Annotated in this window: 22 protein-coding genes and 1 pseudogene; 5 read left to right on the top strand and 18 right to left on the bottom strand. The window is 70.4% G+C overall.

The features are described from left to right. From ABD466_RS41010 to ABD466_RS40990, 5 genes are all read right to left on the bottom strand, one after another. The coding region (locus ABD466_RS41010; RefSeq protein WP_344662714.1) for a flavodoxin-dependent (E)-4-hydroxy-3-methylbut-2-enyl-diphosphate synthase at positions 1 to 163 on the bottom strand (163 nt) is incomplete at its 3' end. 212 nt (positions 164 to 375) lie between these two features. Next, on the bottom strand, positions 376 to 1614 hold the full coding sequence (locus tag ABD466_RS41005) for a M50 family metallopeptidase (RefSeq protein WP_344662712.1): 1239 nt from the start codon (positions 1612 to 1614) through the stop codon (positions 376 to 378). A 49-nt stretch (positions 1615 to 1663) separates the two neighbouring features. Further along, on the bottom strand, positions 1664 to 2872 hold the full coding sequence (gene dxr / locus ABD466_RS41000; protein ID WP_344662711.1) for a 1-deoxy-D-xylulose-5-phosphate reductoisomerase: 1209 nt from the start codon (positions 2870 to 2872) through the stop codon (positions 1664 to 1666). A gap of 126 nt (positions 2873 to 2998) precedes the next feature. Continuing rightward, a complete protein-coding gene (locus tag ABD466_RS40995) occupies positions 2999 to 3631 on the bottom strand; it encodes a DUF6758 family protein (RefSeq protein WP_344662710.1) in 633 nt (210 codons plus the stop codon). A 99-nt stretch (positions 3632 to 3730) separates the two neighbouring features. Next, positions 3731 to 4234 (bottom strand): MaoC family dehydratase, encoded by a 504-nt coding sequence (locus ABD466_RS40990; RefSeq protein ID WP_344662709.1) that lies wholly within the window; start codon positions 4232 to 4234, stop codon positions 3731 to 3733. A gap of 157 nt (positions 4235 to 4391) precedes the next feature. Between ABD466_RS40990 and ABD466_RS40985 the strand changes: the two genes are divergently transcribed. Further along, complete coding sequence (locus ABD466_RS40985; RefSeq protein ID WP_344662708.1) at positions 4392 to 5483, top strand: DUF4328 domain-containing protein; 1092 nt, start codon at positions 4392 to 4394, stop codon at positions 5481 to 5483. Between the two features lie 26 nt (positions 5484 to 5509). Here ABD466_RS40985 and ABD466_RS40980 read toward each other — a convergent pair whose 3' ends face one another. The 5 genes from ABD466_RS40980 to ABD466_RS40960 all read right to left on the bottom strand — a co-directional run bounded on the left by ABD466_RS40980 (position 5510) and on the right by ABD466_RS40960 (position 11011). Continuing rightward, entirely contained in the window at positions 5510 to 6322 is an 813-nt protein-coding gene (locus ABD466_RS40980) for a hypothetical protein (RefSeq protein WP_344662707.1), read from the bottom strand. Between the two features lie 116 nt (positions 6323 to 6438). Next, on the bottom strand, positions 6439 to 7305 hold the full coding sequence (locus ABD466_RS40975; RefSeq protein WP_344662706.1) for an alpha/beta fold hydrolase: 867 nt from the start codon (positions 7303 to 7305) through the stop codon (positions 6439 to 6441). Positions 7306 to 7781: 476 nt separating this feature from the next. Further along, complete coding sequence (locus ABD466_RS40970) at positions 7782 to 8981, bottom strand: acyl-CoA dehydrogenase family protein (protein ID WP_344662705.1); 1200 nt, start codon at positions 8979 to 8981, stop codon at positions 7782 to 7784. A 2-nt stretch (positions 8982 to 8983) separates the two neighbouring features. Beyond that, entirely contained in the window at positions 8984 to 9949 is a 966-nt protein-coding gene (locus tag ABD466_RS40965) for an HpcH/HpaI aldolase/citrate lyase family protein (RefSeq protein WP_344662704.1), read from the bottom strand. A gap of 108 nt (positions 9950 to 10057) precedes the next feature. Further along, complete coding sequence (locus ABD466_RS40960; RefSeq protein WP_344662703.1) at positions 10058 to 11011, bottom strand: DMT family transporter; 954 nt, start codon at positions 11009 to 11011, stop codon at positions 10058 to 10060. A gap of 183 nt (positions 11012 to 11194) precedes the next feature. Between ABD466_RS40960 and ABD466_RS40955 the strand changes: the two genes are divergently transcribed. The 4 genes from ABD466_RS40955 (at position 11195) to ABD466_RS40940 (ending at position 14420) form a co-directional block, all read left to right on the top strand. Further along, on the top strand, positions 11195 to 11827 hold the full coding sequence (locus ABD466_RS40955) for a hypothetical protein (RefSeq protein WP_344662702.1): 633 nt from the start codon (positions 11195 to 11197) through the stop codon (positions 11825 to 11827). A 66-nt stretch (positions 11828 to 11893) separates the two neighbouring features. After that, complete coding sequence (locus ABD466_RS40950) at positions 11894 to 12928, top strand: ABC-2 transporter permease (RefSeq protein WP_344662701.1); 1035 nt, start codon at positions 11894 to 11896, stop codon at positions 12926 to 12928. Between the two features lie 48 nt (positions 12929 to 12976). Then, positions 12977 to 13990: an adenosine deaminase gene (locus ABD466_RS40945; RefSeq protein ID WP_344662700.1), complete on the top strand. Its 1014-nt coding sequence runs from the start codon at positions 12977 to 12979 to the stop codon at positions 13988 to 13990. Between the two features lie 40 nt (positions 13991 to 14030). Then, positions 14031 to 14420, top strand: a complete 390-nt coding sequence (locus tag ABD466_RS40940; RefSeq protein WP_344662699.1) for a PPOX class F420-dependent oxidoreductase — start codon at positions 14031 to 14033, stop codon at positions 14418 to 14420. A 58-nt stretch (positions 14421 to 14478) separates the two neighbouring features. Here ABD466_RS40940 and ABD466_RS40935 read toward each other — a convergent pair whose 3' ends face one another. The 8 genes and pseudogenes from ABD466_RS40935 to ABD466_RS40900 form a co-directional block, all read right to left on the bottom strand. After that, a complete protein-coding gene (locus ABD466_RS40935; RefSeq protein ID WP_425558866.1) occupies positions 14479 to 15582 on the bottom strand; it encodes an ABC transporter ATP-binding protein in 1104 nt (367 codons plus the stop codon). Continuing rightward, on the bottom strand, positions 15579 to 16862 hold the full coding sequence (locus ABD466_RS40930) for an ABC transporter ATP-binding protein (RefSeq protein WP_344662698.1): 1284 nt from the start codon (positions 16860 to 16862) through the stop codon (positions 15579 to 15581). Before ABD466_RS40930 ends, ABD466_RS40935 begins: the two co-directional genes overlap by 4 nt. Then, on the bottom strand, positions 16859 to 17788 hold the full coding sequence (locus ABD466_RS40925) for an ABC transporter permease (RefSeq protein ID WP_425558867.1): 930 nt from the start codon (positions 17786 to 17788) through the stop codon (positions 16859 to 16861). The genes ABD466_RS40930 and ABD466_RS40925 overlap by 4 nt, the downstream gene beginning before the upstream one ends. 132 nt (positions 17789 to 17920) lie before the next feature. Beyond that, entirely contained in the window at positions 17921 to 18889 is a 969-nt protein-coding gene (locus tag ABD466_RS40920) for an ABC transporter permease (RefSeq protein ID WP_344662696.1), read from the bottom strand. Positions 18890 to 19018: 129 nt separating this feature from the next. Beyond that, the gene (locus ABD466_RS40915; RefSeq protein WP_344662695.1) at positions 19019 to 20818 is read right to left on the bottom strand and encodes an ABC transporter family substrate-binding protein; all 1800 of its coding nucleotides are present in this window, start codon (positions 20816 to 20818) and stop codon (positions 19019 to 19021) included. Positions 20819 to 21015: 197 nt separating this feature from the next. Beyond that, entirely contained in the window at positions 21016 to 22011 is a 996-nt protein-coding gene (gene ilvC / locus ABD466_RS40910; RefSeq protein ID WP_344662694.1) for a ketol-acid reductoisomerase, read from the bottom strand. A gap of 124 nt (positions 22012 to 22135) precedes the next feature. Next, positions 22136 to 22645 (bottom strand): annotated as a pseudogene (ilvN, locus tag ABD466_RS40905) (acetolactate synthase small subunit); the annotation flags it as partial. Between the two features lie 5 nt (positions 22646 to 22650). Beyond that, entirely contained in the window at positions 22651 to 24411 is a 1761-nt protein-coding gene (locus ABD466_RS40900; RefSeq protein WP_344662693.1) for an acetolactate synthase large subunit, read from the bottom strand. Between the last annotated feature and the right edge of the window lie 91 nt (positions 24412 to 24502).

Genomic DNA, 24502 nt, shown 5'->3' with positions numbered 1-24502 from the left:
ACGTCGCGTTCACATCAGCGGTGAGCGTCGTGGTCATCGACTGCACGGACACCGGAGCGTCGCCGCCGACCGGGACGTTCCCCACCATGATCTGGCGGGACTTACGACGGATGGCCAGAGGCTTGGTCGGAAGTGCGGGCATGCCCAACGCGATGGCGGTCAAGGTCTCACCGTTCCGTGGATGGTCTTCTACTCACCAACCACGCTACGGCACTTCCGAAGGTGCTCCGAACGCGGCCGCGAGATTTTCACCTGGCCTTCACCGGCGCAACAGTGGCGCAGGTCACAGCGTTGCGGCGGCGGTTCCGGCAAACCCGGCGGGCCCTGGCGAACCGGTAAGACCCGCACAGGACCCGGACAAGGCGCGGATTCCGGCTACCCGGGGAACTTCAGCGGGTTCGTGATGTCCGCGGCCATCAGCAGCAGCGACAGGCCGACGAAGAGCACCAGGAAGGTGAAGGCGGCCGGCATCAGCTTGTTCAGGTCCACGCGGCCCGGGTCCGGGCGGCCGCGCAGGGCAGCGAACTTGCGGCGGGCCGCCTCGTACAGCGCGATCGCGATGTGCCCGCCGTCCAGCGGCAGCAGGGGCAGCAGGTTGAAGATGCCGATGAACAAGTTGATGCTGGCGATGAAGCCGAGGAAGTTGCCGTAGCCGCCGGACTTGATCAGGTCGCCGGTCAGGTTGCCCATGCCGATGACGCCGACCGGGCGGTCGGAGGGGGCGGCGGCGCCTCCGTTGTCGGTCGCCTGCTTCTGGAACAGCTTCGGGATCGACTTCGGGATGTCGACCAGGCCCTGCAGCGAGGCCTTCGCGTTGCTGCCCCAGCTGGTGAACCCCTGGCCGATCGAGGCCGGGACGCTCACGTCCTGGTGCACCGGGTCCGGCGGCTGGATGCCGATGAGCAGACCGGCCTGGTACTTCGAGGTGTCCTTCAGCTGGTTGCCGACCGCCGGGCTGACCTGCGGGCTGGTCTGCGTCCGGCCGTCGTGCACGAACGTGATCGTGACCGGCCGCGGCGCGGAGACCGGCTTGCCGTCCTTGCCGAGCGCCGGCTGCCCCTTGTGCAGCGCGTCGGTGACGTCGGTCCAGGTCTTCACCGGCGTGCCGTCGACCGCGGTGATCTGGTCGCCTTGCTGCAGCCCGGCCTGCGCGGCCGGACTCTTCGGGTCCGACGGGGTGCAGTCGCCGGCCGTGGTCTTCAGACAGGCGCTGACCCCGCCGACCGTGGCGGCCGGGGTCTTGTAGGTGCCCCAGAACATCGGGATGGCCATGAACAGCACGAGCGCGATCAAGAAGTGCACCAGCGAACCGGCCGACAGCGTCAGCAACCGCCAGCGCAGCGGCTTCTTGTAGAAGGCGCGCGGCTCGTCCTCGGGGGCGATCGGCTCCAGGTCCGTCATCCCGATGATCTTCACGTAGCCGCCGGCCGGGATGGCCTTGACGCCGTACTCGGTCTCCCCCTTGCGGAAGGACCAGATCCGCGGCCCGAAGCCGACGAAGAACTCCGTGACCTTGCCGCCGGCCTTGCGGGCACAGATCATGTGCCCGGCCTCATGGAGCATGATCGAGGTCACGAGCGCGAAGGCGAAGAGCAGCCAGCCCCACAGGGTCACGGATCAGTCCACCTAACGTCGTCTACACGGGTATGCCTGTTACACGTCTTCAGCCGGCCGTCAGTTCACGGGCCCGGGCCCGTGCCCAGGCGTCCGCCTCCAGAACGGCCTCCAGGGTAAGGTCCCCACCCTGAGAGCGCGCTGAACCGGCGTGTTCGGCGACCACCCGTTCGATGGTATCGACGATCGCCGGGAAGCGGAGGCGGCCGCCGAGGAACGCGGCCACACACTCCTCGTTCGCCCCATTGAAGACCGCCGGGGCCGTGCCACCGGTTGCACCGACCTGCTTGGCCAGCCGCACCGAGGGGAACGCCTCGTTGTCGAGCGGGAAGAACTCCCAGGTGGAGGCCTTGGTCCAGTCCATGGCCGGGGCCGCGTCCGGGACCCGGTCCGGCCAGCCCAGGGCCAGGGAGATGGCCATCCGCATGTCCGGCGGGCTGGCCTGGGCCAGGGTCGAGCCGTCCACGAACTGCACCATGGAGTGCACGATCGACTGCGGGTGCACCACCACCTCGATGCGCTCGAAGGGCACGTCGAACAACAGGTGCGCCTCGATCACCTCCAGGCCCTTGTTCACCAGCGTCGCCGAGTTGCAGGTGACCAGCGGGCCCATGTTCCAGGTGGGGTGGGCCATCGCCTGCTCGGGGGTGGCGTCCTCCATCTCGGCGCGGGTCCACCCGCGGAACGGGCCGCCGGAGGCCGTGACGACGAGCTTGTCGACCTCCTCCTTCGCGCCGCCGCGCAGGGCCTGGGCCAGCGCGGAGTGCTCGGAGTCGACGGCCGTGATCTGCCCGGGCTTGGCCCGGCGGGTGACCAGGTCGCCGCCGATGATCAGCGACTCCTTGTTGGCCAGCGCCAGGGTCCGGCCGGCGTCCAGGGCGGCCAGCGTGGCCGTCAGGCCCGCAGCGCCGTCGATGGCGTTCAGCACGATGTCGCCGGGCCGCGCGGCCAGCTCCGCCGCGGCGTCCGGCCCGGCCAGGATCTCCGGCACCTTGAACTCTCCGGCCGAGTACCCGGCCTTCTGCGCCGCGGCGTAGAAGGCGAGGTTCAGGTCCTGCGCGGCACTGGCCTTCGCGACCGCGACCGTGCGGGCCCCGGTGGCCAGCGCCTGCTCGGCCAGCAGCGCCGGATTGCCGCCGCCGGCCGCCAGGCCGACGACCCGGAACCGGTCGGGGTTGCGCGCGACCAGGTCCAGGGTCTGGGTGCCGATGGAACCGGTCGAGCCGAGCAGGATGATGTCGCGCGGAGAGTGGGTCACGGCCTCATTCTCGCCTACCCGGCCGGACCGGCCGCGGCCCGCGCACCGACGATCACACGAGGTTCACCGGATGTGCCCATTTCCGCCACACCCGCAGCTCACCGGGCCCGCCGGGACCGGATCCCGCTAGATGCCCATCAGGCGCCCGGACAGCCCGCCGACCGGGATCCAGTCGATCTCCGTCCCGGCGTCCCGCAGATCGGTCAGCACCAGGTCCTCGTACATCAGGTGGGCGGCGTCGTGCGGCCACAGCACGGCCCACAGCCACAGGCCGCCGGCCTCGCCGAGGAACACCGCGCGGTCCCCGGTGTTCGGGACGCACCACATCGAGGTCGAGCGGCCGGCCGCGTAGAGCTTGGCGTGCGCCGCGGTCTCCTCGAAGATCTCGCCGGGGTCCGGACCGTCGATGCCGGCGAACCGGGCCCCGAGACCGACCCCCATCTCCTCGGCGATCAGCAGCAGCTCGCCCACGCCGCCGAACGGATTGGGGCCGGCGCAGGACACGGCGGTGGCACGGGCGCCGGCGTCGTCCCCGGCGTGGACCACGCCGGTGAACTCCCAGCCGGTGGGCAGCGGCCACGGCATCCACATCGGGACCTGGCTGTTGGCGGCGGCCTCGGCGAGTTCCTTCACCGTCGGCGGCTGCACGGGCTGCAGCGGCTGGACGGATCCGTGCAGGTCGCACTGCCAGGTCGCGGACAGCAGGCCGGGTGCGCGCACCCGGCCCCCACAGCGTGGGCAGCTGGGCTCGACCTTCATAGAGACTGACGGTCCTCTCGTGGGCGCCGATCCGTCAAGCCCCGTCACCCCGACGGCGTAGCGCGGGCCGCCGCGCCGCCGGACCGCCGCTCCGCCGCCTTACGCCGCCGGGACCGGACGCCCGGGCTGCTCCCCGCCCCGGGCCTCGCCGTACGAGCGCTTGGGGACCATCACCTTGCGGCGGAACACGCAGACCACGGTGCCGTCCTGCTTGTAGCCCTTGGTCTCCACGTAGACCACGCCGCGGTCGTCCTTCGACTTGGACTCGGTCTTGTCCAGGACCTCGGTCTCGCCGTAGATGGTGTCGCCGTGGAAGGTCGGGGCGATGTGCCGCAGCGACTCCACCTCCAGGTTGGCGATGGCCTTGCCCGAGACGTCCGGCACCGACATGCCCAGCAGCAGCGAGTAGATGTAGTTGCCGACGACCACGTTGCGCTTGAAGTCGGTGGTCTGCTCCGCGTAGTTCGCGTCCATGTGCAGCGGGTGGTGGTTCATGGTGAGCAGGCAGAAGAGGTGGTCGTCATACTCGGTGACGGTCTTGCCCGGCCAGTGCTTGTACACCGCGCCGACCTCGAACTCCTCGTAGTACCGGCCGAACTGCATGGTGAGTCCCTTCGCCTGGTCTGCACTTACTCCAACAATCGCCGCCTTCGCCGGTCGGCGCTGCCGCTGTCATCTTCGCGCACGGGGCTACCCGCCAGTAGTACGCGCGGCGGTGAGGTCCGCCACGTTCTTGACGGACTGTGCGTGCCCTGATGGGATGCCCGGCGTGTATGGGACACATCAATACGGCTACCCGGCCCCGTACGGTCCGGGCCACCGCGTGCCGGCCATCAGGACCTCGGTGGCGGGCCTCGGCACGGCGCTGACGATCCTGCTCGGCCTGGACGTCGGGTTCGCCGCGCTCGGGACGGCCGGGCTGGCCTGGCGGAGCTCGCTGCTCGACGGCCTGCTCGACGACCCCGGGTCGGTCGACCCGCACAGCGTGGACCTGTCCGACACCCTGGTCCGGATCGGGGACGGCCTCCTGATCCTGACGATGCTGGGCACCGTCGTGGTGTTCATGTGCTGGTTCTGGGCGGCCCGCAACAACGCCGAGGCCTACGCTCCGAACCGGGGGACGATGAGCGTCGGCTGGTCGATCGGCGGCTGGTTCATCCCGTTCGCGAACTGGGTCATCCCCTGCATCGTGGCCCGCGACGTCTACCGGGGCACGATGGCCGGCCGGCGGCCGGACCGGAACCCGGACAGCGGCGGCTTCATCACCGGATGGTGGTGGGCGTCGTTCGTCGGCACGTATCTGCTGATGTTCGGGGTCAGCAGCGCGAACACGAAGACCCAGGACGCCGTGGGCCCGACCGAGTACCTGAAGGCGATGCGGAGCCTGACGGACGCCGGGCTGATCGCCCTGCCGGTGCTGGCGGTCTCGGCGGGGCTGGCGATCTGCTACGTGCAGACGGTCACCAAGACGCAGAAGCAGCGCAACGCCGAGGGCGACTGGTACGACGGGCCGGGCTCGCGCGCCGCGCAGGGGCTGCCGCCGATGGCCCAGGGCTACGGGTACGGCTACGGGATGCCGATTCCCGGCGGGTACCCGATGCCGCCTCAGGCCCAGAGCCCGTACCCGCCCGAGAGCCCGTACCCGCCCCAGGGCCCGTACCCGCCTCAGTACCAGCCCCGGTATCAGCCTGTGACACAGGCCCAAGGGCCGGCGTCGGCCCCGCAGCAGGAACCAGTCCAGGACGCGGTGCCGCCGCAGTACGCGCCACCGGCCGCGGAGACGCAGACGGCCGAGGTCGTCGACGACGACCCGTTCGCCACGCCGCGCGAGGACCTCACCCCGCCCGCCTGAGACCCGGCCCCGGCGGGCGGCCGGGGTCAGCCCTCGAAGTCCCCGTCGGCGTCGCCGTCCTCGCCACCGACGACGGCGCCGTAGGGCTCCATCTCACCGGCCGGCATGACCTCGGAGATGTGCGGCGTGAGCTTCTTGAGCAGCAGCCCCAGCTGGTCCTCGCTGAGCACGTCGCCCACCACCGTGGCGTGCGCCAGGTCGCCGATCAGGGACGCCGCCCGCGACAGGCCCGCGTCGCGGTCCCAGGCACGGTACGTGGCGGCGCGCGCGTAGCCGCGGGCGACCCGGGCCGCGCCGACCCGCTCGTGCCGCAGCAGCTCCAGGTCCGCGGCGTCCAGCACCTCGCGCCGGTCCACCTCGAAGATCACGTCCGGGCGTTCCAGGCCGGCGCCGATCTGGTCGACCTGCTGCCGCCCCAGGTTCGACACCGCGGTGATCAGCCCATTGACATGTCGGCCGTGCGGTCCGAAGGCCCACCAGGCCGGCACTTCGGCGACCACCAGGAACTCGCGGGTGACGATGGCCTGCGCGCCGATCGCGCTGGACGGCGTGTAGTGCTCGGGCGCCGGGACGGCCTGCAGCTGGAACATCCGGAAGCCGCCGTCGATGCCGAGCGAGAGCGTCATGTCGTCGGCGATGCCCAGCCCCGCCTGCGCCGGGTCCGGGTAGACCAGCAGCCCGACCGGGACGTCGCTCTTCGGTGAGGCCTCGTCGTCATCCATCGTGAGCGGATCGTGGTCCTGCCACGCCGAGGGGATGAAGGTGGTGACACCCCGCTGCAGAGCGTCGCAAAGGTCGACCTTGTGGTGGTCCGGCCCTACGAAGCGTGTCCCGTCCATCCTCGCTATGACGTAGTAAGTCGCCACTGTTCAGCTTCCCGCCCTATACGTTCGCGCTCTTCAACCGCCTCGAACACCATCCTGCCGCAACCCGGCCCCGCAGCGGGAGCGACCACTCAAAAACCCAGGGAGCGCACGGCGGTGGCGACGGCGTCCGGACGATCCGCGGCGATCAGGTGTTTGGCATCGGCCAACTCTACGACTTCAGCCCCGGGAAACAAGCCCGCGAAGGCGCGCTGACGTTCGACCCAGTCCGCCGCATGCCCGCCCGCCCCGGCGCCCGCCGCCCCCACCAGCACTTGCACCAGCACTTCCGGAAAAGGAAGCTCACACCGGAGCTCAAGCAACCCCACGGCGGCCGCACGGTACGACGCGAGTTCGTTGGCGACGGCCCGCGCCACCCGGCTGGACCGGTAGACGGCCCGGCCCGACGCAGGGTCCGGATCCCGGTGCGTGGTGCTCGTGGCCTGATACACGAGCCGCCGCACGCCGGGCCCGAGGACCTGGTTCAAGCCCAGCAGCTGGGTCGTGCGGGCCACCGCCCGCGCCACGGCCCGCGCCGGCCCTCCCGGCTTCGGCGTGATGTCGGGCTCCACACTCGCGTCGACGAACACCACGCCCGCCACCCGCTCCGGCTGCAGCCGGGCGAAGGCCTCGGCGTGGAACGCCCCGTAGGAGTGCGCGACGAGGACCACCCGCTCGTCCCGGCCGACGCCCACGCCGTCCAGGACCCGTCCCAACCGCTCGGCCTCGCCCGCCAGGGTCTGCGGAACCGGCCGGCCGTCGAGCCCGGACTCCTGCTGCGACCATCCCAGCCCCGGCCGGTCGAACCGCACCAGGCGGTAGTCCGGGGCCAGCATCGGCACCACCGGGTCCCACTCGAACCACGCCCCGGCCAGCCCCTGCACGAACAGGACCACGGGCCCCGCGGCGCCGTCCCGCACGACGTGCAGCAGCGTCCCGCCATCGTTCACGAACCGCACCGCGCCTCCCTCCGCAGGGACCCGGCCCGCCGAACCACGCCGCCATAGGCGCGATTTGCCCGGGTTGTTCCTCGACTGCCATGATCGCACGCCGACAGTGCGCCGAGAGGGCAGACGGCCGGGCTACCCGGTTATGCCCGCCTGACCCATCCGGACGGCCCTGGATCAGGCTGGCGTCGCGCAGGACGGCAGCGCCGCCAGGGCAGACTGTGGCCGCGCTCGCCCAGGGCGAGACGGCACTCGGCGCCCCAGCCTCCAGGCGATGGCCGTCCGTTTTCGGCGGACGCGATGCCCCGCGTGAGCGTCTCGGCCGCGTCCGGCTTCCAGGCCCAGTGTCCTGAAATCAGGTACCGCGATATCCGGACCCGGCTCAGCCTCCGCGTCCCAGCGGTGGAGGCGACCGTCGACGGTGCCGGTGTCAGTCGAGGCACGGCTCCGCCCTGTGACGCCACGCGGCGTCACAGGGCGGACCGGGCTCACTTGGCCTTGTAGTCCTCGAGCAGCCGCCGGCCGATGATCATCTTCTGGATCTCGGCCGTGCCCTCGCCGATCAGCAGCATCGGCGCCTCGCGGTACAGCCGCTCGATCTCGTACTCCTTCGAGTACCCGTAGCCGCCGTGGATCCGGAAGGAGTCCTCGACGACCTCCTTGCAGTACTCGGCCGCGAGGTACTTCGCCATCCCGGCCTCGAGGTCGTTGCGGCGGCCGGAGTCCTTGACCTTGGCCGCGCGCACCATCATGGCGTGCGCCGCCTCGACCTTGACGCCCATCTCGGCCAGCTTGAACTGGATCGCCTGGTGCTGGGCGATCGGCTTGCCGAACGTCGTGCGCTGCTGCGCGTAGGCGGCGCCGAGCTCGAACGCGCGGACGGCGATGCCGCAGGCCCGGGCGGCGACGTTGACCCGCCCGACCTCGACGCCGTCCATCATGTGCGCGAAGCCCTTGCCGGGCGTGCCGCCGAGGATCCGGTCCGCCGGGATCCGGTAGTCGGACAGCACCAGCTCGGTGGTGTCGACGCCCTTGTAGCCCATCTTCTGGATCTTGCCGGGGACGGTCAGCCCGGGTGCCACCTCGCCGAACCCGGCCGGCTTCTCCACCAGGAACGTGGTGAGGTTCCTGTGCGGCGCCGCCTCCCCGAGGTCGGTCCGCGCGAGCAGGGCGACCAGGGTGGAGGACCCGCCGTTGGTCAGCCACATCTTCTGGCCGTTGATCACATAACTCTCGCCGCCGCCCTCGGGAACGGCCTTGGTCGTGATCGCCGCGACGTCCGACCCCAGCGCCGGCTCCGACATCGAGAAGGCGGCACGGACCTCGCCCTCGGCCATCCGCGGCAGGAAGTGCGCCTTCTGCTCGTCGGTGCCGTGCTGCTTGATCATGTAGGCCACGATGAAGTGGGTGTTCAGGATCCCGGACACCGACATCCAGCCGCGCGCGATCTCCTCGACCACCAGCGCGTAGGTGAGGAGCGACTCGCCGAGGCCGCCGTACTCCTCGGGGATCATGAGCCCGAACAGGCCCATCTCCTTCATGCCCTCGACGATCTGCGCCGGGTACTCGTCCGCGTGCTCCAGCTCGTTCGCGACCGGGATGATCTCCTTGTCCACGAACGTCCGGACGGTCGCGAGGATCTCCTGCTGGATGTCCGTCAGGCCGTCGGTCTGCGCCAGGCGCCCCATGGTCAGGCCTCCGGGATCTCGAACGACGTGGTCCGCGTCATCCCCGCGGCCCGGCCCTTGCCCGCGATGACCAGGGCCATCTTCCGGGAGGCCTCGTCGATCATCTCGTCGCCGAGCATCGCCGAGCCCTTCTTCCCGCCGGCCTCGGACGTGCAGTAGTCGTACGCGTCCAGGATCAGCTCGGCGTGGTCGTAGTCCTCCTGCGACGGCGAGTAGATCTCGTTCGCCGCCTCGACCTGGCCGGGGTGCAGCACCCACTTCCCGTCGAAGCCGAGCGCCGCCGAGCGCCCCGCGACCTCGCGGAACGCGTCGACGTCCCGCACCTGGAGGAAGGGGCCGTCGATCGCCTGCAGGTCGTGCATCCGCGCCGCCATCAGGATGCGCATCAGGATGTAGTGGTACGGGTCGGCCGGGTAGCCCGGGATCAGCGCGCCCACCACCAGCGACTTCATGTTGATCGAGGCCATGAAGTCGGCCGGCCCGAAGATGATGGTCTCCAGCCGCGGGCTCGCCGCCGCGATCTCGTCGACGTTCACCAGCCCGGCCGCGTTCTCGATCTGCGCCTCGATGCCGATCTTCCCGACCTCGAAGCCCATCGTCTTCTCGATCTGGGTCAGCAGCAGGTCCAGCGCCTGCACCTGGCCCGCGTTCTGCACCTTCGGCAGCATGATGCAGTCCAGGTTCTGGCCGGCGCCCTCGACCACGGTCACCACGTCGCGGTAGGTCCACTCGGTGGTCCAGTCGTTGACGCGCACCACCCGCGTCTTGCCGGTCCAGTCCCCCTCGTTGAGGAACTTCACGATCGTGTGCCGGGCCTCGGGCTTGGCCAGCGGCGCGCAGGCGTCCTCCAGGTCCAGGAACACCTGGTCGGCCGGCAGGCCCTGCGCCTTCTCCAGGAAGCGCGGGTTGGAGCCGGGGACGGCCAGGCAGGAGCGGCGCGGGCGCTGGGGTCGTGCGGACTCGGACATGGGTGGGTTCCCTCCCGGGAGTGGGTACGGACCGCTTGATATAGCGGTCACGTTACTGGCGGGTCACCTAGGGCGTCATCATGACGCGCGCCACTTCCGGGACGAAGATTATGTGCGGTTCCCGGTCACGACGAGCAGCAGCCCGCCGAGGATCAGCACCGCCCCCGGGATCGCCCACACGGACGGGACCTGCCCGAGGAAGATCGCGGCGATCACCGCCGCCAGCGGGACTTCGAGCAGGATGGCGGTCGAGATCACGGTCGGGCTGGTCGTCTTCACGACCCGGTTGAACAGGGTGTGCCCGAGGAACTGCGCGAGCACGGTCAGCGCCCCGATCTTCGCCCACGCGCCGCCGCCGAAGCCGGTGAGCGACGAGCCGGTCGCCACCGCGGCCCCGATCAGGAAGACCGACGCGGCCCCGTAGCACAGCAGCGCGTACGTCGGCAGCGACGCCGTCTTCCGCACCTCGCCGCCGATCGTCATGTAGACGGCGGCGAACGCGGCCGCGGTCAGCGCCAGCAGATCGCCTTCGAACGCCCGCAGCGAGGCGTGGAAGTCGACGCCGGACAACACGATCACCCCGGCGAAGGCCACCACGATCCCGGACCACGCGCGCCGCGGCACGTGGTGCCCCATGGCCCGCGCCACGACCGCGGCGAAGATCGGCTGCGTCGCGGCGAACGCCGTCGCGGACGCCACCGACGACAGCTTCGCCGACGGCGTCCAGGTCGCGAAGTGCGCCCCCAGCACCAGCCCGGAGACCAGGGCGAGCAGTGTGGTGCGGGCGCCGAGGCCGCGCAGCTCGGCCCGCAGACCCCGCCGGGCCAGCACGTACGGGGCGAAGACCGCCGTGGCTATCGCGTTGCGCCAGAAGGCGATCGCCATGGCCGGCGCGTCGGCGGCGGCGATCAGCGGCCCGGATGTCCCGACCGCCGTGACCGCGACCCCCAGGACCGCCATGTCGGCCTTCGGCGGGCGGTGGACCGCCGAGACGCGGACCGCGACCGGCGGTGGCGCGGTCGCCGCGGCTCCCCCGGCGGATGCCACGCTTTCCGCGGTCACCTGTGTATCCCGGTCACGTGTAAGCCCCTGTCCCTGAATGTGCTCCTGTCAGCGGGTATCAGCGTAATCGCGGGCGCAAGGACGTCACGGGCGTGCTCAGGATGCGGGAAGCGCCGCCCGCCGTGCGCCTCCGCCCCCGCGGACTGATCGATCGCGCCGTGCAAGGTGTGAGACGCTACGGCCATGCCCGAGCAGCCCTCCGCCTCCGCCGCCGGTTCCGAAGCACCCTGGGTTCCGGAGCCCGACTTCGACGCGGCCCTGATCGAGGAGGCCGCCAAGAAGTCCGGCCTGGTCTGGCTCAGCCCCGCGGGACTGTCCGAGGAGGCCGCGAAGGGTCCGGACCGGAGCGGCCCGCAGGCGGTGTGGCACGTCTGGCACGACGGGGCCGTGACGGTCGTGGCCGGCGGCGCCGAACAGCCGCTGCCGGTCTGGGCGGTGCCGGGCCGGGTGGTCGAGATCGGCATGCGGAGCAAGGAGAGCGGCGGCCGGGTGATCAGCTGGCTGAGTCAGGTGGAGCTGGTCGTGCCCGGCACCCCGGACTGGGGCGCGGCGGCCGCGGCGCTGCACGCCGAGCGCCTCAACCTCGCCGAGGGCGACGATTACCAGCGCCGCTGGGCGAGGGAGTCGGCGATCCTGCGGATGCGCCCGCTCGGCGGCGCGGTGCCGCCGGAGGGCGGGTCGGAGGCCGCGCGGCCGGTCCCGACCCCGGCCACCACCCTGGGCCGGATGCCGAAGATGATCGGCGGCGTGCCCAAGGCGAAGACCCGGACGCAGGCCCCGGCGCAGCCGAAGGAGCGCAGGAAGGGCCGCAAGTAAGGGCCGCGATCCACCCGATCGGCACAGTCGGGGCATTCCGCCCGGGCCGGCGGGTAATCGCCCGGCATGAACCGTGCCGCCCTGCGAGCCGCCAACAGGAACCGGAACGAGACCGACCGCAAGCTGCGGATCGGTTTCTTCCTGTTCCTGGCGCTGCTCCTGCAGTTGGCGTTCGTGGTCTCCTACACCGGCGCGCTGCACGGCCCGCAGAAGCCGCACCGGATGCCGGTCGGCGTGGTCGCCCCGGCGCCCGTGGTGCAGCAGCTCCAGAAGTCCGTGGACCAGTCGGGTCCGCTGTTCACGCTCAAGCCCGAGGCCGGTGTGGCGGCCGCGGAGAACGCGATCCAGCACCGGGACGTGCTCGGTGCCTACGTCCCGGCTCCCGCCGGCACCACCGACGAACTGCTCGTCACCACCGCGATCGGGCCGGCCGCGCCGCAGGCGATGCAGGCCGCGTTCACACAGGTCGCCCAGGCGCAGCAGCACACGCTGCAGACGCGGGTCGTGGTGCCGCCGCACCGTGGCGACCCCTCCGGACTGGTGCCGTTCTACCTGGTCATCGCCTGGGTCGTGGGCGGCTACCTGGCCTCGACGCTGGTCGGCCTGATGGGCGGGATGCAGAGCCGGACGCGGCGCCTGGCCCTGGAGCGGACCGGGCTGCTGGCCGGATACAGCGTCCTGTGCGGGATCGGCGGCACGCTGATCGTGCACACCATCATGGGCTTCCTCGGCGGGTCCTGGTGGCTCCAGGCCCTGGTCGGCACGCTGGTCGTGTTCGGGGTGGCGATGTTCGCCAACGGGCTGCAGACGTTCCTGGGACTGATCGGGACCGGGATCGGGATCGTGCTGTTCGTGATCCTCGGCAATCCCTCGGCGGGCGGCCCGTGGCCGCGGAACATGATCCCGGCGTTCTGGCGGGTGATCGGGCCGTGGCTGCCGAACTTCCAGGGAACCAACGCGGTGCGCGGAGTGGCCTACTTCCACTCGCAAGGCCTGGGGACCGCGATCTGGGTGCTGGCGGCGTACGCCGCGATCGGGGTCGTGCTCTCCGTGGCGGGCGCCGGACGGGACAACGCGATCCTGCGGCTGAGCCCGCACTGACCACGGTCACCGATCCGTAGAACGGACCCTTAGGGCAGAATCGCGCGCATGCGCGACTTCATCCAGGGACTGCCCAAGGCCGAGCTCCACGTCCACCATGTCGGGTCCGCCTCGCCGCGCGTCGTCGCCGGCCTCGCGGCCCGTTATGAAGGCGCGACCGATGTGCCCACGGATCCGGAACAGCTCGCGGAGTACTTCACGTTCACGGACTTCCGGCATTTCATCGAGCTCTACCTGAGCGTCGTCGACCTGATCCGCACCCCCGAGGACGTGCGGGACCTGACCTACGGCGTCGCGCGGGACATGGCCGTGCAGAACATCCGCTACGCCGAGCTGACCTGCACTCCGTACTCCCACATGCGGCGCGGCATCGAGGGCGCGGCGTACCTGGAGGCGATCGAGGACGCGCGGGAGGCCGCGTACCGGGACTTCGGCCTGACCCTGAAGTGGATCTTCGACATCCCCGGCGAGGCCGGCGTGGAGGCCGCCGAGGACACCGTCGCGCTGATCGAGGCCCGTCTGCCGGAGTCCCTGGTCGGCTTCGGCCTCGGCGGACCGGAGATCGGCGTGCCCCGGCCGCAGTTCGCCCCGCACTTCGAGCGGGCCCTGGCCCTCGGCCTGCACAGCGTCCCGCACGCCGGCGAGTCGACCGGCCCGGAGACCGTGTGGGACGCGCTGCGCCACCTGAAGGCCGAGCGCATCGGCCACGGCACCTCCCTGGTCCAGGACGACGAACTGGTCGATCACCTCGGCGAGCACCGCATCCCGATCGAGGTGTGCCCGACCTCCAACATCGCCACCGGCGTGGTGAGGGACCTGGACCAGCACCCGATCCGCCGCATGGCCGAGGCCGGCCTGCTGATCACCGTGAACAGCGACGACCCGCCGATGTTCGGCACCGACCTGAACACCGAGTACGAGGTCGCGGCCAAGCTGCTGGGCCTGGACGAGCGCGGCGTCGCGGACCTGGCCCAGAACGCGGTCCGAGCCTCCTTCCTCGACGCCGACGCCAAGGGCCGCCTGACGGCCGAGATCGACGCCTACGCCGCGCAGCCGCGATGATCGGGAATGGCATCGCCCGCACGAGAGGTTGGGACCCCGTATGACGCTCGAGATTTCCGACAAGGCCCGCGCACTGCTGGAGAAGAAGGTCCTGGTCAACCTGGCCACGGTCCGTCCGGACGGCGCCCCGCAGGTGAACCCGATGTGGTTCAAGTGGGACGGGGAGCTGCTCTGGTTCACGCACACGAACTACCGGCAGAAGTACAAGAACATCGCCCATGAGCCGCGGGTCTCCATCGCCTTCCTCGACCCGGACAACGTCTACGGCTACATGGAGGTGCGCGGCGTCGTCGAGAAGATCGAGGACGACCCCGAGGCCACGATGTACCAGGTGCTGTCCGAGTGGTACGACGGCACCCCGGTCACCCCGGCCGACGCGAAGGACCGGGTCAAGATCGGCGTGCGGCCGACGAAGATCGTGCAGCAGTAGGACCGCTCGGCCGCCGAGGCCGCACCGGCGCCGCGCGCACCGGTGCGGCCTCGGCCGTTCACAGCACCCGCACCGACTCCGCGTAGTGGCACGCGGCCTTGTGCGTCGCGTCCTCGCTCGTCGCCATCCCGCCGGGGCCGCGGCCGACCAGCAGGGGTTCCTCGTCGATGCACTTCTGCTGCTGGCCGGAGGTCAGGGTCAGGAACTTGGGGCAGCGGGTGCGGAAGCGGCAGCCGGACGGCGGGTTCGCCGGGGACGGCACGTCGCCCTGCAGCAGGATGCGCTCGCGGGAGCGCTCGCGGCGGGGGTCGGGGATCGGGATAGCCGAGATCAGAGCCTGGGTGTACGGGTGCTGGGGGTGGTCGAACAGCTCGTCGCGCGGGCCGAGCTCGACGATCTTGCCCAGGTACATCACCGCGACGCGGTCGGCGATGTGGCGGACCACCGACAGGTCGTGGGCCACGAACAGGTACGCCAGGCCGAGCTCGTCCTGCAGCTCCTCCAGCAGGTTGATGACACCGGCCTGGATGGACACGTCCAGCGCCGACACCGGCTCGTCCAGGACCAGCAGCCGGGGCCGCAGTGCCAGGGCCCGCGCGATGCCGATGCGCTGGCGCTGGCCGCCGGAGAACTCGTGCGGGTAGCGGTTGCCGTGCTCGGGCTTCAGGCCGACGATGCCCATCAGCTCGTCGACCTTGCGCCGGCCGCCCGCCTTGTCGCCGTACAGGCCGTGGATGCGCAGCGGTTCGGCGATGATCTCGTTGACCGTGATCCGCGGGTCCAGGCTGGCGAACGGGTCCTGGAACACCAGCTGCATGTCGCGCCGCAGCCGGCGCAGCTCGTTCTTGCCGAGGGTGGTCAGGTCGCGGCCGTCGAACAGCACCCGGCCGGAGGTCGCCGGCTGCAGGTGCAGGACCGCGCGCGAGGTCGTCGACTTGCCGCAGCCGGACTCGCCGACCAGGCCCAGGGTCTCCCCGGCGCTGATGTCGAAGGAGATGTCCGACACCGCCTGGACCACACCGACCTGCTTGCGGATCAGGCCGGAAGAGCGGATCGGGAACTCCTTGACCAGGTTCCGGACCGACAGCAGGGGGGTGGGGCCGGTGCCCGCACCGGCGCCGGAGGGCGACGCGGGGGCCGGGTTCGGGGTCGTGGTGCTCACTGCGCGGCTCCGCTCTGCGGGTCCTGACCGGGGTCCCGGCGGTCCTGGCCGGGGTGCTGACCGGGTGGCCGGCCCGGTTCCTGACCGGTTGTCCCGCCTGTTTCCTGACCTGGTTCCTGACCCGGCGCCTGGCCCGGTTCCTGACGCGGAGCCCGGTCAGGGCTCTGACCCGGCTCCTCGCCGAGGTGCTGCTCGCCCTGCGGCCCCTGCCCCGGGGCGGCGTTCGGATCGGTGCTGAAGACGTCCATCGCGCCCTCGTACGCCAGCAGGTCGCTGTGGTGGCACGCCGCCTGGTGCTCGGCGCCGAGCACCGGCAGCAGCGACGGCTCGGTCCGCAGGCAGACGTCGGACTTCAGCGGGCAGCGCGGTGCGAACGGGCAGCCCGGCGGCAGGTTCACCACCGACGGCGGCGTGCCCGGGATCGGCGTCAGCTTCTCCTGGGTCCGCTGGTCCAGCCGCGGCAGCGAGCCCAGCAGCCCGACCGTGTACGGCATCCGCGGCTGGTAGTAGATCCCGTCGATGGGCCCGATCTCCACCGGCTTGCCGGCGTACATCACCAGCACCCGGTCCGCCTGGCCGGCCACCACGCCCAGGTCGTGGGTGATCAGCACCATCGCGGCGCCGGTCTCGTGCTGCGCCGCCCGCAGCGCCTCCAGCACCTGGGCCTGCACCGTCACGTCCAGCGCGGTGGTCGGTTCGTCGGCGATGATCACGTCCGGGTCGTTGGCCATCGCTATCGCGATCACCACGCGCTGCCGCATCCCGCCGGAGAACTCGTGCGGGTACTGGTCGATCCGCTTGTCCGGCGACGGGATGCCGACGATCTCCAGCAGCTCCAGCGACCGCTTGCGGGCCACCTCCTTGGAGACGTCGTGGTGCGCCAGCACCGCCTCGGACAGCTGCCAGCCGATCTTGTAGACCGGGTTCAGCGAGGTCATCGGGTCCTGGAAGATCATCGCGATCCTCTTGCCCCGGACCGCGGTCATCTCCTTCTCCGGGAGCCCCAGCAGCTCCCGCCCCCGGAAGCGCACCGAGCCGGTGGTCCGCGCGGTCTTCGGCAGCAGCCCCATGACCGCCATCGAGCTGACCGACTTGCCGGAGCCGGACTCGCCGACGATCCCCAGCACCTCGCCGGGCATCAGGTCGTAGGAGACGCCCCGGACGGCCTGCACCGGCCCGGCGTCGCTGGGGAAGGTGACGGTCAGGTCCCGCACCGACAGCACGGCGCTGCCGGGGCTCGCGGAGTCGGGGAGCGCGGCGTCCGGATACTCAGCACTCATGCGCGGACCTTCGTCTGGGTCGGGTCGAGGGCGTCGCGCAGGCCGTCGCCGATGAAGTTCACGGTCAGCGCGATGAGGATGATGAACAGGCCCGGGAAGTAGAACAGCCAGCCGCGCCCGCCGGTGGCCGCGGTCTCGCCGGCGGTGATCAGCGAGCCCAGCGAGATGTCCGGGAACTGCACGCCGAAGCCCAGATAGCTCAGCGCCGTCTCGGTGAGCACCGCGGTGGCCACCAGCAGGGTGAACAGCACGATGATCGGGCCGGCCACGTTGGGCAGGATGTGCCGGAAGATGATCCGCCGGTCGGTGGCGCCCAGCGCCCGCGCGGCCTCCACGAACTCCTTCTCCCGGACCGAGAGCACCTGACCGCGCACCACGCGGGCCGACCCGGTCCACAGCAGCGCGGCCAGCACCAGGGCCAGCAGCGCCCAGTTGCTGCCGAACTTCTTGCCCAGCAGCGCGCCGACGGCCAGCGCCGGGATGGTCAGGAACAGGTCGACCAGGCGCATCATCAGAGTGTCGGTGATGCCCCGGTAGTACCCGGAGACCGCGCCGTAGATCGAGCCGAACACGCTGGCGAGGATCGCCACGGTGAACGCGATCTTCAACGACAGCTGGGTGCCGGCCATCACCTGCGCCATGTGGTCGGCGCCGTTGCTGTCGGTGCCGAACGGGTGCTTGGCCGAGGGCGCCACCGAGAAGTCGTCGGTGAACTGGGTCGGCGAGTAGTGCCACACCGCCGCGCCGACGAAGGCGAACAGCACCACCAGCAGCAGCACGATCACCGAGGCCACCGCCAGCTTGTGCTGGAGGAACCGGCGCAGCACCAGCTGCCACTGACTGCGCGCCTTGACGCCGAACTCGCGGTCGGTCGGCTCCCGCGATTCCAGTATGTCCTCGCCGCCGGGTGTGACCGCGTCTATCATCAGCCCGGGCTGCTGGCCCTGCTCACCGAGGAACTCGGCGTTGCGGCCGCCCGGGGTCGGGCCGAGATCGGGCCGGCCCGACTCGTCGTTGACGTCCCGGGGCGGGGGGTTCTCGGTCATGCGCCTTCCCTCCTACGACAGCCGGATCCGCGGGTCGAGGACCGCGTAGAGCAGGTCCGCGATCAGGTTGAAGACGATCACCAACGTCGCCGAGATGAGCAGCCACGCCAGCACCGCGTTGGTGTCCTGGGTCCGGATGCCGTTGAGGAACATCGTCCCCAGCCCCTGCCACTGGAAGATCTGCTCGGTGATGACCGTGCCGCCCATGATCGCCGCGACGTCCAGGGTGACCTGCGTGGTCATCGGGATGAGCGCGGTGCGCAGGCCGTGTTTGACCATGACCCGGCGCGACGACAGGCCCTTGGCCCGGGCCAGCCGCATGTAGTCGCTGTTCAGCACGTCCAGCATCGAGGCCCGCTGGAACCGGGCCCAGGTGGCGTAGGAGCTCAGCGCCAGGGTGATGGTCGGCAGCACCAGGTAGCCGGCCCAGTTCCCGATCCCGCCCCACTGGCCTCCCGGTGGCCCCAGGGTCTTGATGTTGGTTCCCAGCGAGTTGTTGAGGTCGGTGGCCCAGATCTTGAGCAGGATCGCGAACCAGAACACCGGCAGCGACAGGAAGAAGAAGCCGATCAGGGTCGCGACGTAGTCGGTGACGCTGTACTGCTTCACGGCCGTGACCACGCCGACGACCACGGCCAGGATCAGCGCGATGATGATCGAGCAGATCACCAGCCGGAAGGTGACCCAGGTCCGGCGGCCCAGCTCGGCGTTGATGTCGAAGGCCGCGCCCTGCACCGAGGGGCCGAAGTCCCCGTGCACCACCAGGTTCCTGATCCAGTTCCAGTACTGGACCAGCAGCCCGTGGTCCAGGCCGAGCGCGTGCTCGCGCGCGGCGACCTCGGCCGCGGACGGCGGGGGGTTCTTGGACTTGAAGTCGGACAGGGGGTCGGCGCCCCAGGCGACCAGCAGGAAGACCAGGAACGTCGACAGGATCAGGATGGGGATCGACACCAGGATGCGGCGGATCGTGAAGGCGAGCATCTTCGGGCCTTCTTCGTCGGGGGAGGACGGAACCGGACCTTCTCACCTGCCCGCCGGACCGGCCCGGCAGGGGCCGGCGGGCGGTCGGCGGGCGGTCGGCGAGCGGGCGGCGAGCGGTCGGCGAGCGGGCTAGGACTTGATGCCCCACTGCTGGATGTTGTAGGTCGGCCCGATCTGGGTGGGGTTGTCACGCACGTTGCCCAGGTTGTTCTTGTACGCGATCATCGTCGGCTTCTGGTACAGCGGCAGCGTGTACGCGTCCTTGGTGACCTGCGCGTCGGACTGGTTCAGGTCGTTCTCGCGGGCCTTCTCGTCGGGGTTGACGGTGGCGTCGGCCAGCCACTTGTCCACGTTGGCGTTGCTGTAGTACCCGTAGTTGCTCATCGGGGTGCCCTGCACCGCGGTGGTGTAGATGGGCTGGTTCGCCGAGTTCGGGAACGGCGTGTCCACCCAGGCGAACACGACGATGTCGTACGAGTGCTGGGCGTCGGCCTGGGTCAGGGTCTTGCCCAGGTTGTCCGTGGAGCTCACGTTGACGGTGATCCCGAGTTGCTTCATCGTCTGCGCGAACAGGTTGCAGGTGTCCTGGCGGATCGCGTTGCCGACGGTGTAACGCATGACGAACGGCGGGACCGCCTTGCCGCTGGGGTCGACCAGCGCGGTGCCGACCCCGGTGTAGCCGGCCGAGGTGAGGAGCTGCTTGGCCTTGTTGAGGTCCCCGTTCGGCGGGTAGTACTGCGTCACGTTGTCCTGGTAGCCGGGCTGACCGGGCACCACCATGCGGTTGTTCAGCACGGCCGCCTGGTTGTCGAACTGCTTGACGGTCCGGTTGAGCAGGCCCTGCCGGTCGAAGGCCGTGAACATCGCCTGGCGCAGCGCCACCTTCGCCGGCGCGGTCTGGTCGACGTTCTGCGGACCGCCGAAGGCGGTGTTGCGCAGGTTCAGGTCGATGTGCTCCCAGACCAGGCCCTGGTTGATGTGGTAGTCGACGCCGTTGATGCTCTTGACCCGGTTCACCAGGTCCAGCTGCGGCTGCGGGTAGATGCCGTCCACCTCGCCGTTGGCCAGCGCGGTCGGCTCCTGCGCGGAGTCGGTGATGGCGCGGAAGTCCACCTCGTCCAGGGCGGCCGCCTTGCCGTAGTACTGCGTGTTGCGGATCGTCTTGATCAGGCTCTTGTCGGCCGAGACGCCGCCGGGGGCGATGATGAACGGTCCGGCGGAGACCGTCGGCGGGTTGGCGTCCAGCCAGGTGAAGGAGGCGGCGACGTCGCCGTGCTGGTTGGCGATGTGCGCGGGCAGGATCGAGGTGAACAGGCTCTTCCAGTCCGAGAACGGCTGGTCCTGTTTGAAGGTGACGGTCACCGTCTTGCCGTTGTTGCTGCCCACCACCGAGGCGATCGCGCTGTAGCCGGTGGTGCTGGCCGCGTCGACGTTCGGATTGGTGCCGTTCTGCGCCTGCCACAGGTAGATGAAGTCGTCGGCCGAGACGGGGGTGCCGTCGGACCACTTCGCGTTCGGCTGGATGGTGTAGACGATCTTCTGCGGGGTGGTGGCGGTGGCGTTGGTCACCACCGGGTCGCCGTTGATGAGGTCGGTGTTCAGCACGAGCGAGTAGTCCGGCTGCGGGACGTAGACGTCCGGGTAGATGCCGTTGGTGACCTGCGCGTAGTCGAACGTGTTCCCGCTGGAGGTCAGCGGGTTCCAGGCCTGGACCGTCTTCTCGATGGTCCAGGTGACCGTGCCGCCCTGCTTCACGCTGGCCGAGTTGACCGTGTTCCGGCCGGAGGTGCTGGATCCCTGGACCGCGCCGGAGCTGCCGGAGCTGGCGTTGCCACTGCTCCCACTGCTGCCGCAGGCCGCCGCGGCCAGCGCGACCGCCGCCGCGATCACGCCGGTGTGCAGCGCGGGTGTCCTCCTGTTGACGCCCATCACTTTCCTCCTGTCGGGACACACGAGTTGCGAACGCGCTGCTGAAGCGCGTTCGCCACTCTATTCCCGACAATCACGACCTTCAGATCGAGAGCGGCGAAAGGGTGACAAAGGCCGATGAAACGTCCTGGGAACGGAGAAGGCCGGCGCCGCACTGGTGTGCGGAGCCGGCCTTCGCGAGACGCGTTCGCCCCGAATCAGTCCTCGCGGATCCAGGACATCATCGAGCGCAGCTGCTTCCCGGTCTCGGTGATCGGGTGCGCGGCCTCGGCCTCGACGTACTTCTTGTAGTTCGGCAGTCCGGCGTCGTACTCCGCGATCCAGTTGTTGGCGAAGCTGCCGTCCTGGATCTCGGCCAGCACCTGCTTCATGGTGGCCTTGGTCTGGTCGGTGATGATGCGCGGACCGGTGACGTAGCCGCCCCACTCGGCGGTCTCGGAGACCGACCAGTTCATCTTCTCCAGCCCGCCCTCGTACATCAGGTCGACGATGAGCTTGAGCTCGTGCAGGCACTCGAAGTAGGCGACCTCCGGCTGGTAGCCGGCCTCGGTCAGGGTCTCGAACCCGGCCTTGATCAGGGCCTCGGCTCCGCCGCACAGCACCGCCTGCTCGCCGAACAGGTCGGTCTCGGTCTCCTCGGTGAAGGTGGTCTTGATGACGCCGGCCCGGGTGCCGCCGATGCCCTTGGCGTAGGACAGCGCCAGCTGGGTGGCGGTGCCGGTGGCGTCCTGCTCGACCGCGATCAGGCAGGGCACGCCGCGGCCCTCGGTGAACTGGCGGCGCACCAGGTGGCCCGGGCCCTTGGGGGCGACCATGCACACGTCGACGCCGGCCGGGGGCTTGATGAAGCCGTAGCGGATGTTCAGGCCGTGGCCGAAGAACAGGGCGTCGCCCTCGGCCAGGTTCGGCTCGATGGCCTCGGCGTAGACCTTGCGCTGGACCGGGTCCGGGACCAGGACCATGATCACGTCGGCCTCTTCGCAGGCCTCGAACGGGGTGACGACCCGCAGCCCGGCCTCCTCGGCCGCCTGGCGGGACTTGGAGCCCTCGGGCAGGCCCACGCGCACGTCCACGCCGGAGTCCCGCAGGGACAGCGCGTGCGCGTGGCCCTGGGACCCGTAGCCCAGGACCGCGACGCTGCGGCCCTGGATGATGCTCAGGTCCGCGTCGTCGTCGTAGTACATCTCAGCCATGGTGGTCGCTCACTTGCTTTCTGTGCGTGCGGTTGTGGGTGTCGCGCTGTGCGTTCTGACCGGCGTGGCCGTTGTGCCCGCCGTGGGCCCCGCCCTCGTGGTGGGCCCGGACGTCCTCCGGGGTGACCGCCCGCAGCGGCCGGTCCGCTATCGAGCGGGAGCCGCGGCCGATGGCCACCATGCCGGACTGGACCAGCTCCTTGATCCCGAACGGCTCCAGGACGCGCAGCAGCGCCTCGATCTTCTCGCGGTCGCCGGTGGCCTCGACGGTGACCGCGTCGGTGGCCACGTCGACGATCTTGGCCCGGAAGAGCTGGACGGTGGCCAGCACCTCGGCCCGGGTCTCCTGGTCGCAGCGGACCTTGACCAGCAGCAGCTCCCGCTGCACGCTGGCCCCGGCGTCCAGCTCCACGATCTTGAGCACGTTGATCAGCTTGTTGAGCTGTTTGGTGACCTGCTCCAGCGGATGCTCCTCGACGGTCACCACCAGGGTGATCCGGGAGACGTCCTCGTGCTCGGTCGGACCGACCGCCAGCGACTCGATGTTGAAGTCGCGGCGGGCGAACAGGCCGGCGACCCGGGTCAGGACGCCGGGCTTGTTCTCCACCAGCACGGAGAGAGTGTGCCGTGACATGACTCCTACTCCTCCCCGTCTCCGAAGTCGGGCCGCACGTCCTGCGCGGCCAGGATCTCATCGTTGGACACCCCGGCGGGCACCATCGGCCACACCATCGCGTCCTGGTGCACGACGAAGTCCACGACCACCGGGGCGTCGTCGATCTCCATCGCCTGCTGGATGGTCTTGTCCAGGTCCTCCGGCGACTCGCAGCGCAGGCCCACGCAGCCGTAGGCCTCGGCCAGCTTCACGAAGTCCGGGATCCGCCGCGAGTGCAGGTCGGTGTTCGAGTAGCGCTTGCCGTAGAACAGGGTCTGCCACTGCCGCACCATGCCCAGGCTGCCGTTGTTGATCACGGCCACCTTGATCGGGATGTCGTTGATGGCACAGGTGGCCAGCTCCTGGTTGGTCATCTGGAAGCAGCCGTCGCCGTCGATCGCCCACACCGTCCGGTCCGGCATGCCGACCTTGGCGCCCATGGCGGCCGGGACCGCGTAGCCCATGGTGCCCGCGCCCCCGGAGTTCAGCCAGGTGTACGGGTTCTCGTACGAGATGAACTGCGAGGCCCACATCTGGTGCTGGCCGACGCCGGCGGCGTAGATGGCGTCCGGGCCGGCGATCCGGCCGATCCGCTCGATCACCTGCTGCGGCGCCAGCGAGCCGTCGGCGGGCAGCTCGTAGCCCAGCGGGTAGGTGCGGCGCCAGGCGTTCAGCTGCTCCCACCACCCGGCGTAGTCGCCGCGCCGGCCGGCCGCGTGCTCGGCCTGCACCGCGACCACCAGGTCGGCGATCACCTCCCGGCAGTCGCCGACGATCGGCACGTCGGCGGCCCGGTTCTTGGAGATCTCGGCCGGGTCGATGTCCGCGTGCACCACCTTGGCGTGCGGCGCGAAGCTGGAGAGCTTGCCGGTCACGCGGTCGTCGAAGCGGGTGCCCAGGGCCACGATCAGGTCGGCCTTCTGCAGCGCGGTGACCGCCGCCACCGTGCCGTGCATACCGGGCATGCCCAGGTGCAGCGGGTGGCTGTCCGGGAAGGCGCCGCGGGCCATCAGGGTGGTGACCACCGGGGCCTCGGTGAGCTCGGCCAGCACCCGGAACTCGGTGCTGGCCCGGGCCTTCAGCACGCCGCCGCCGATGTACAGCACCGGGCGCTTGGCCTCGGTCAGCATCCGCGCGGCCTCGCGGACCTGCTTGGCGTGCGGCTTGGAGACCGGCCGGTAGCCGGGCAGGTTCAGCTCCACCGGCCAGTGGAAGTCGGTGGTGGACTGCAGGGCGTCCTTGGTGATGTCGATGAGCACCGGCCCGGGGCGGCCGGTGGAGGCGATGTGGAAGGCCTCCGACACGGTCCGGGCGATCTCGTCAGCCCGGGAGACCAGGAAGCTGTGCTTGGTGATCGGCAGGGTGATGCCGACGATGTCCGCCTCTTGGAAGGCGTCGGTGCCGATGTTGGCGCTGGGCACCTGGCCGGTGATCGCGACCATCGGCACCGAGTCCATGTGCGCGTCGGCGATCGGCGTGACCAGGTTGGTGGCGCCGGGCCCGGAGGTCGCCATGCAGACCCCGACCCGGCCGGTGGCCTGCGCGTAGCCGGTGGCCGCGTGCCCCGCCCCCTGCTCGTGGCGGACGAGGATGTGGCGCAGCCGGGTGGAGTCCAGGAGCGGGTCGTAGGCCGGGAGGATCGCGCCGCCGGGGATGCCGAAGACGGTGTCGACCCCACTCTCCTCGAGCGCGCGGATCAACGAGGCGGCGCCGGAGATCGCCTGCTGATCACTGCGGTCTGTCATGACTATCTCTCTTCTTGAGACTCAGTACTCGGCCAACAAAAAACCCCCGGAGCCGACCGGCTCAACGAGGGGAGGCGCGTGGCGTGAGGTT

It is taken from the genome of Catenulispora subtropica, from assembly GCF_039531675.1.
GTDB lineage: Bacteria > Actinomycetota > Actinomycetes > Streptomycetales > Catenulisporaceae > Catenulispora > Catenulispora subtropica.
Note: the sequence above shows the minus strand (reverse complement) of the source record. Positions and strands in the feature narration are given on the sequence as shown.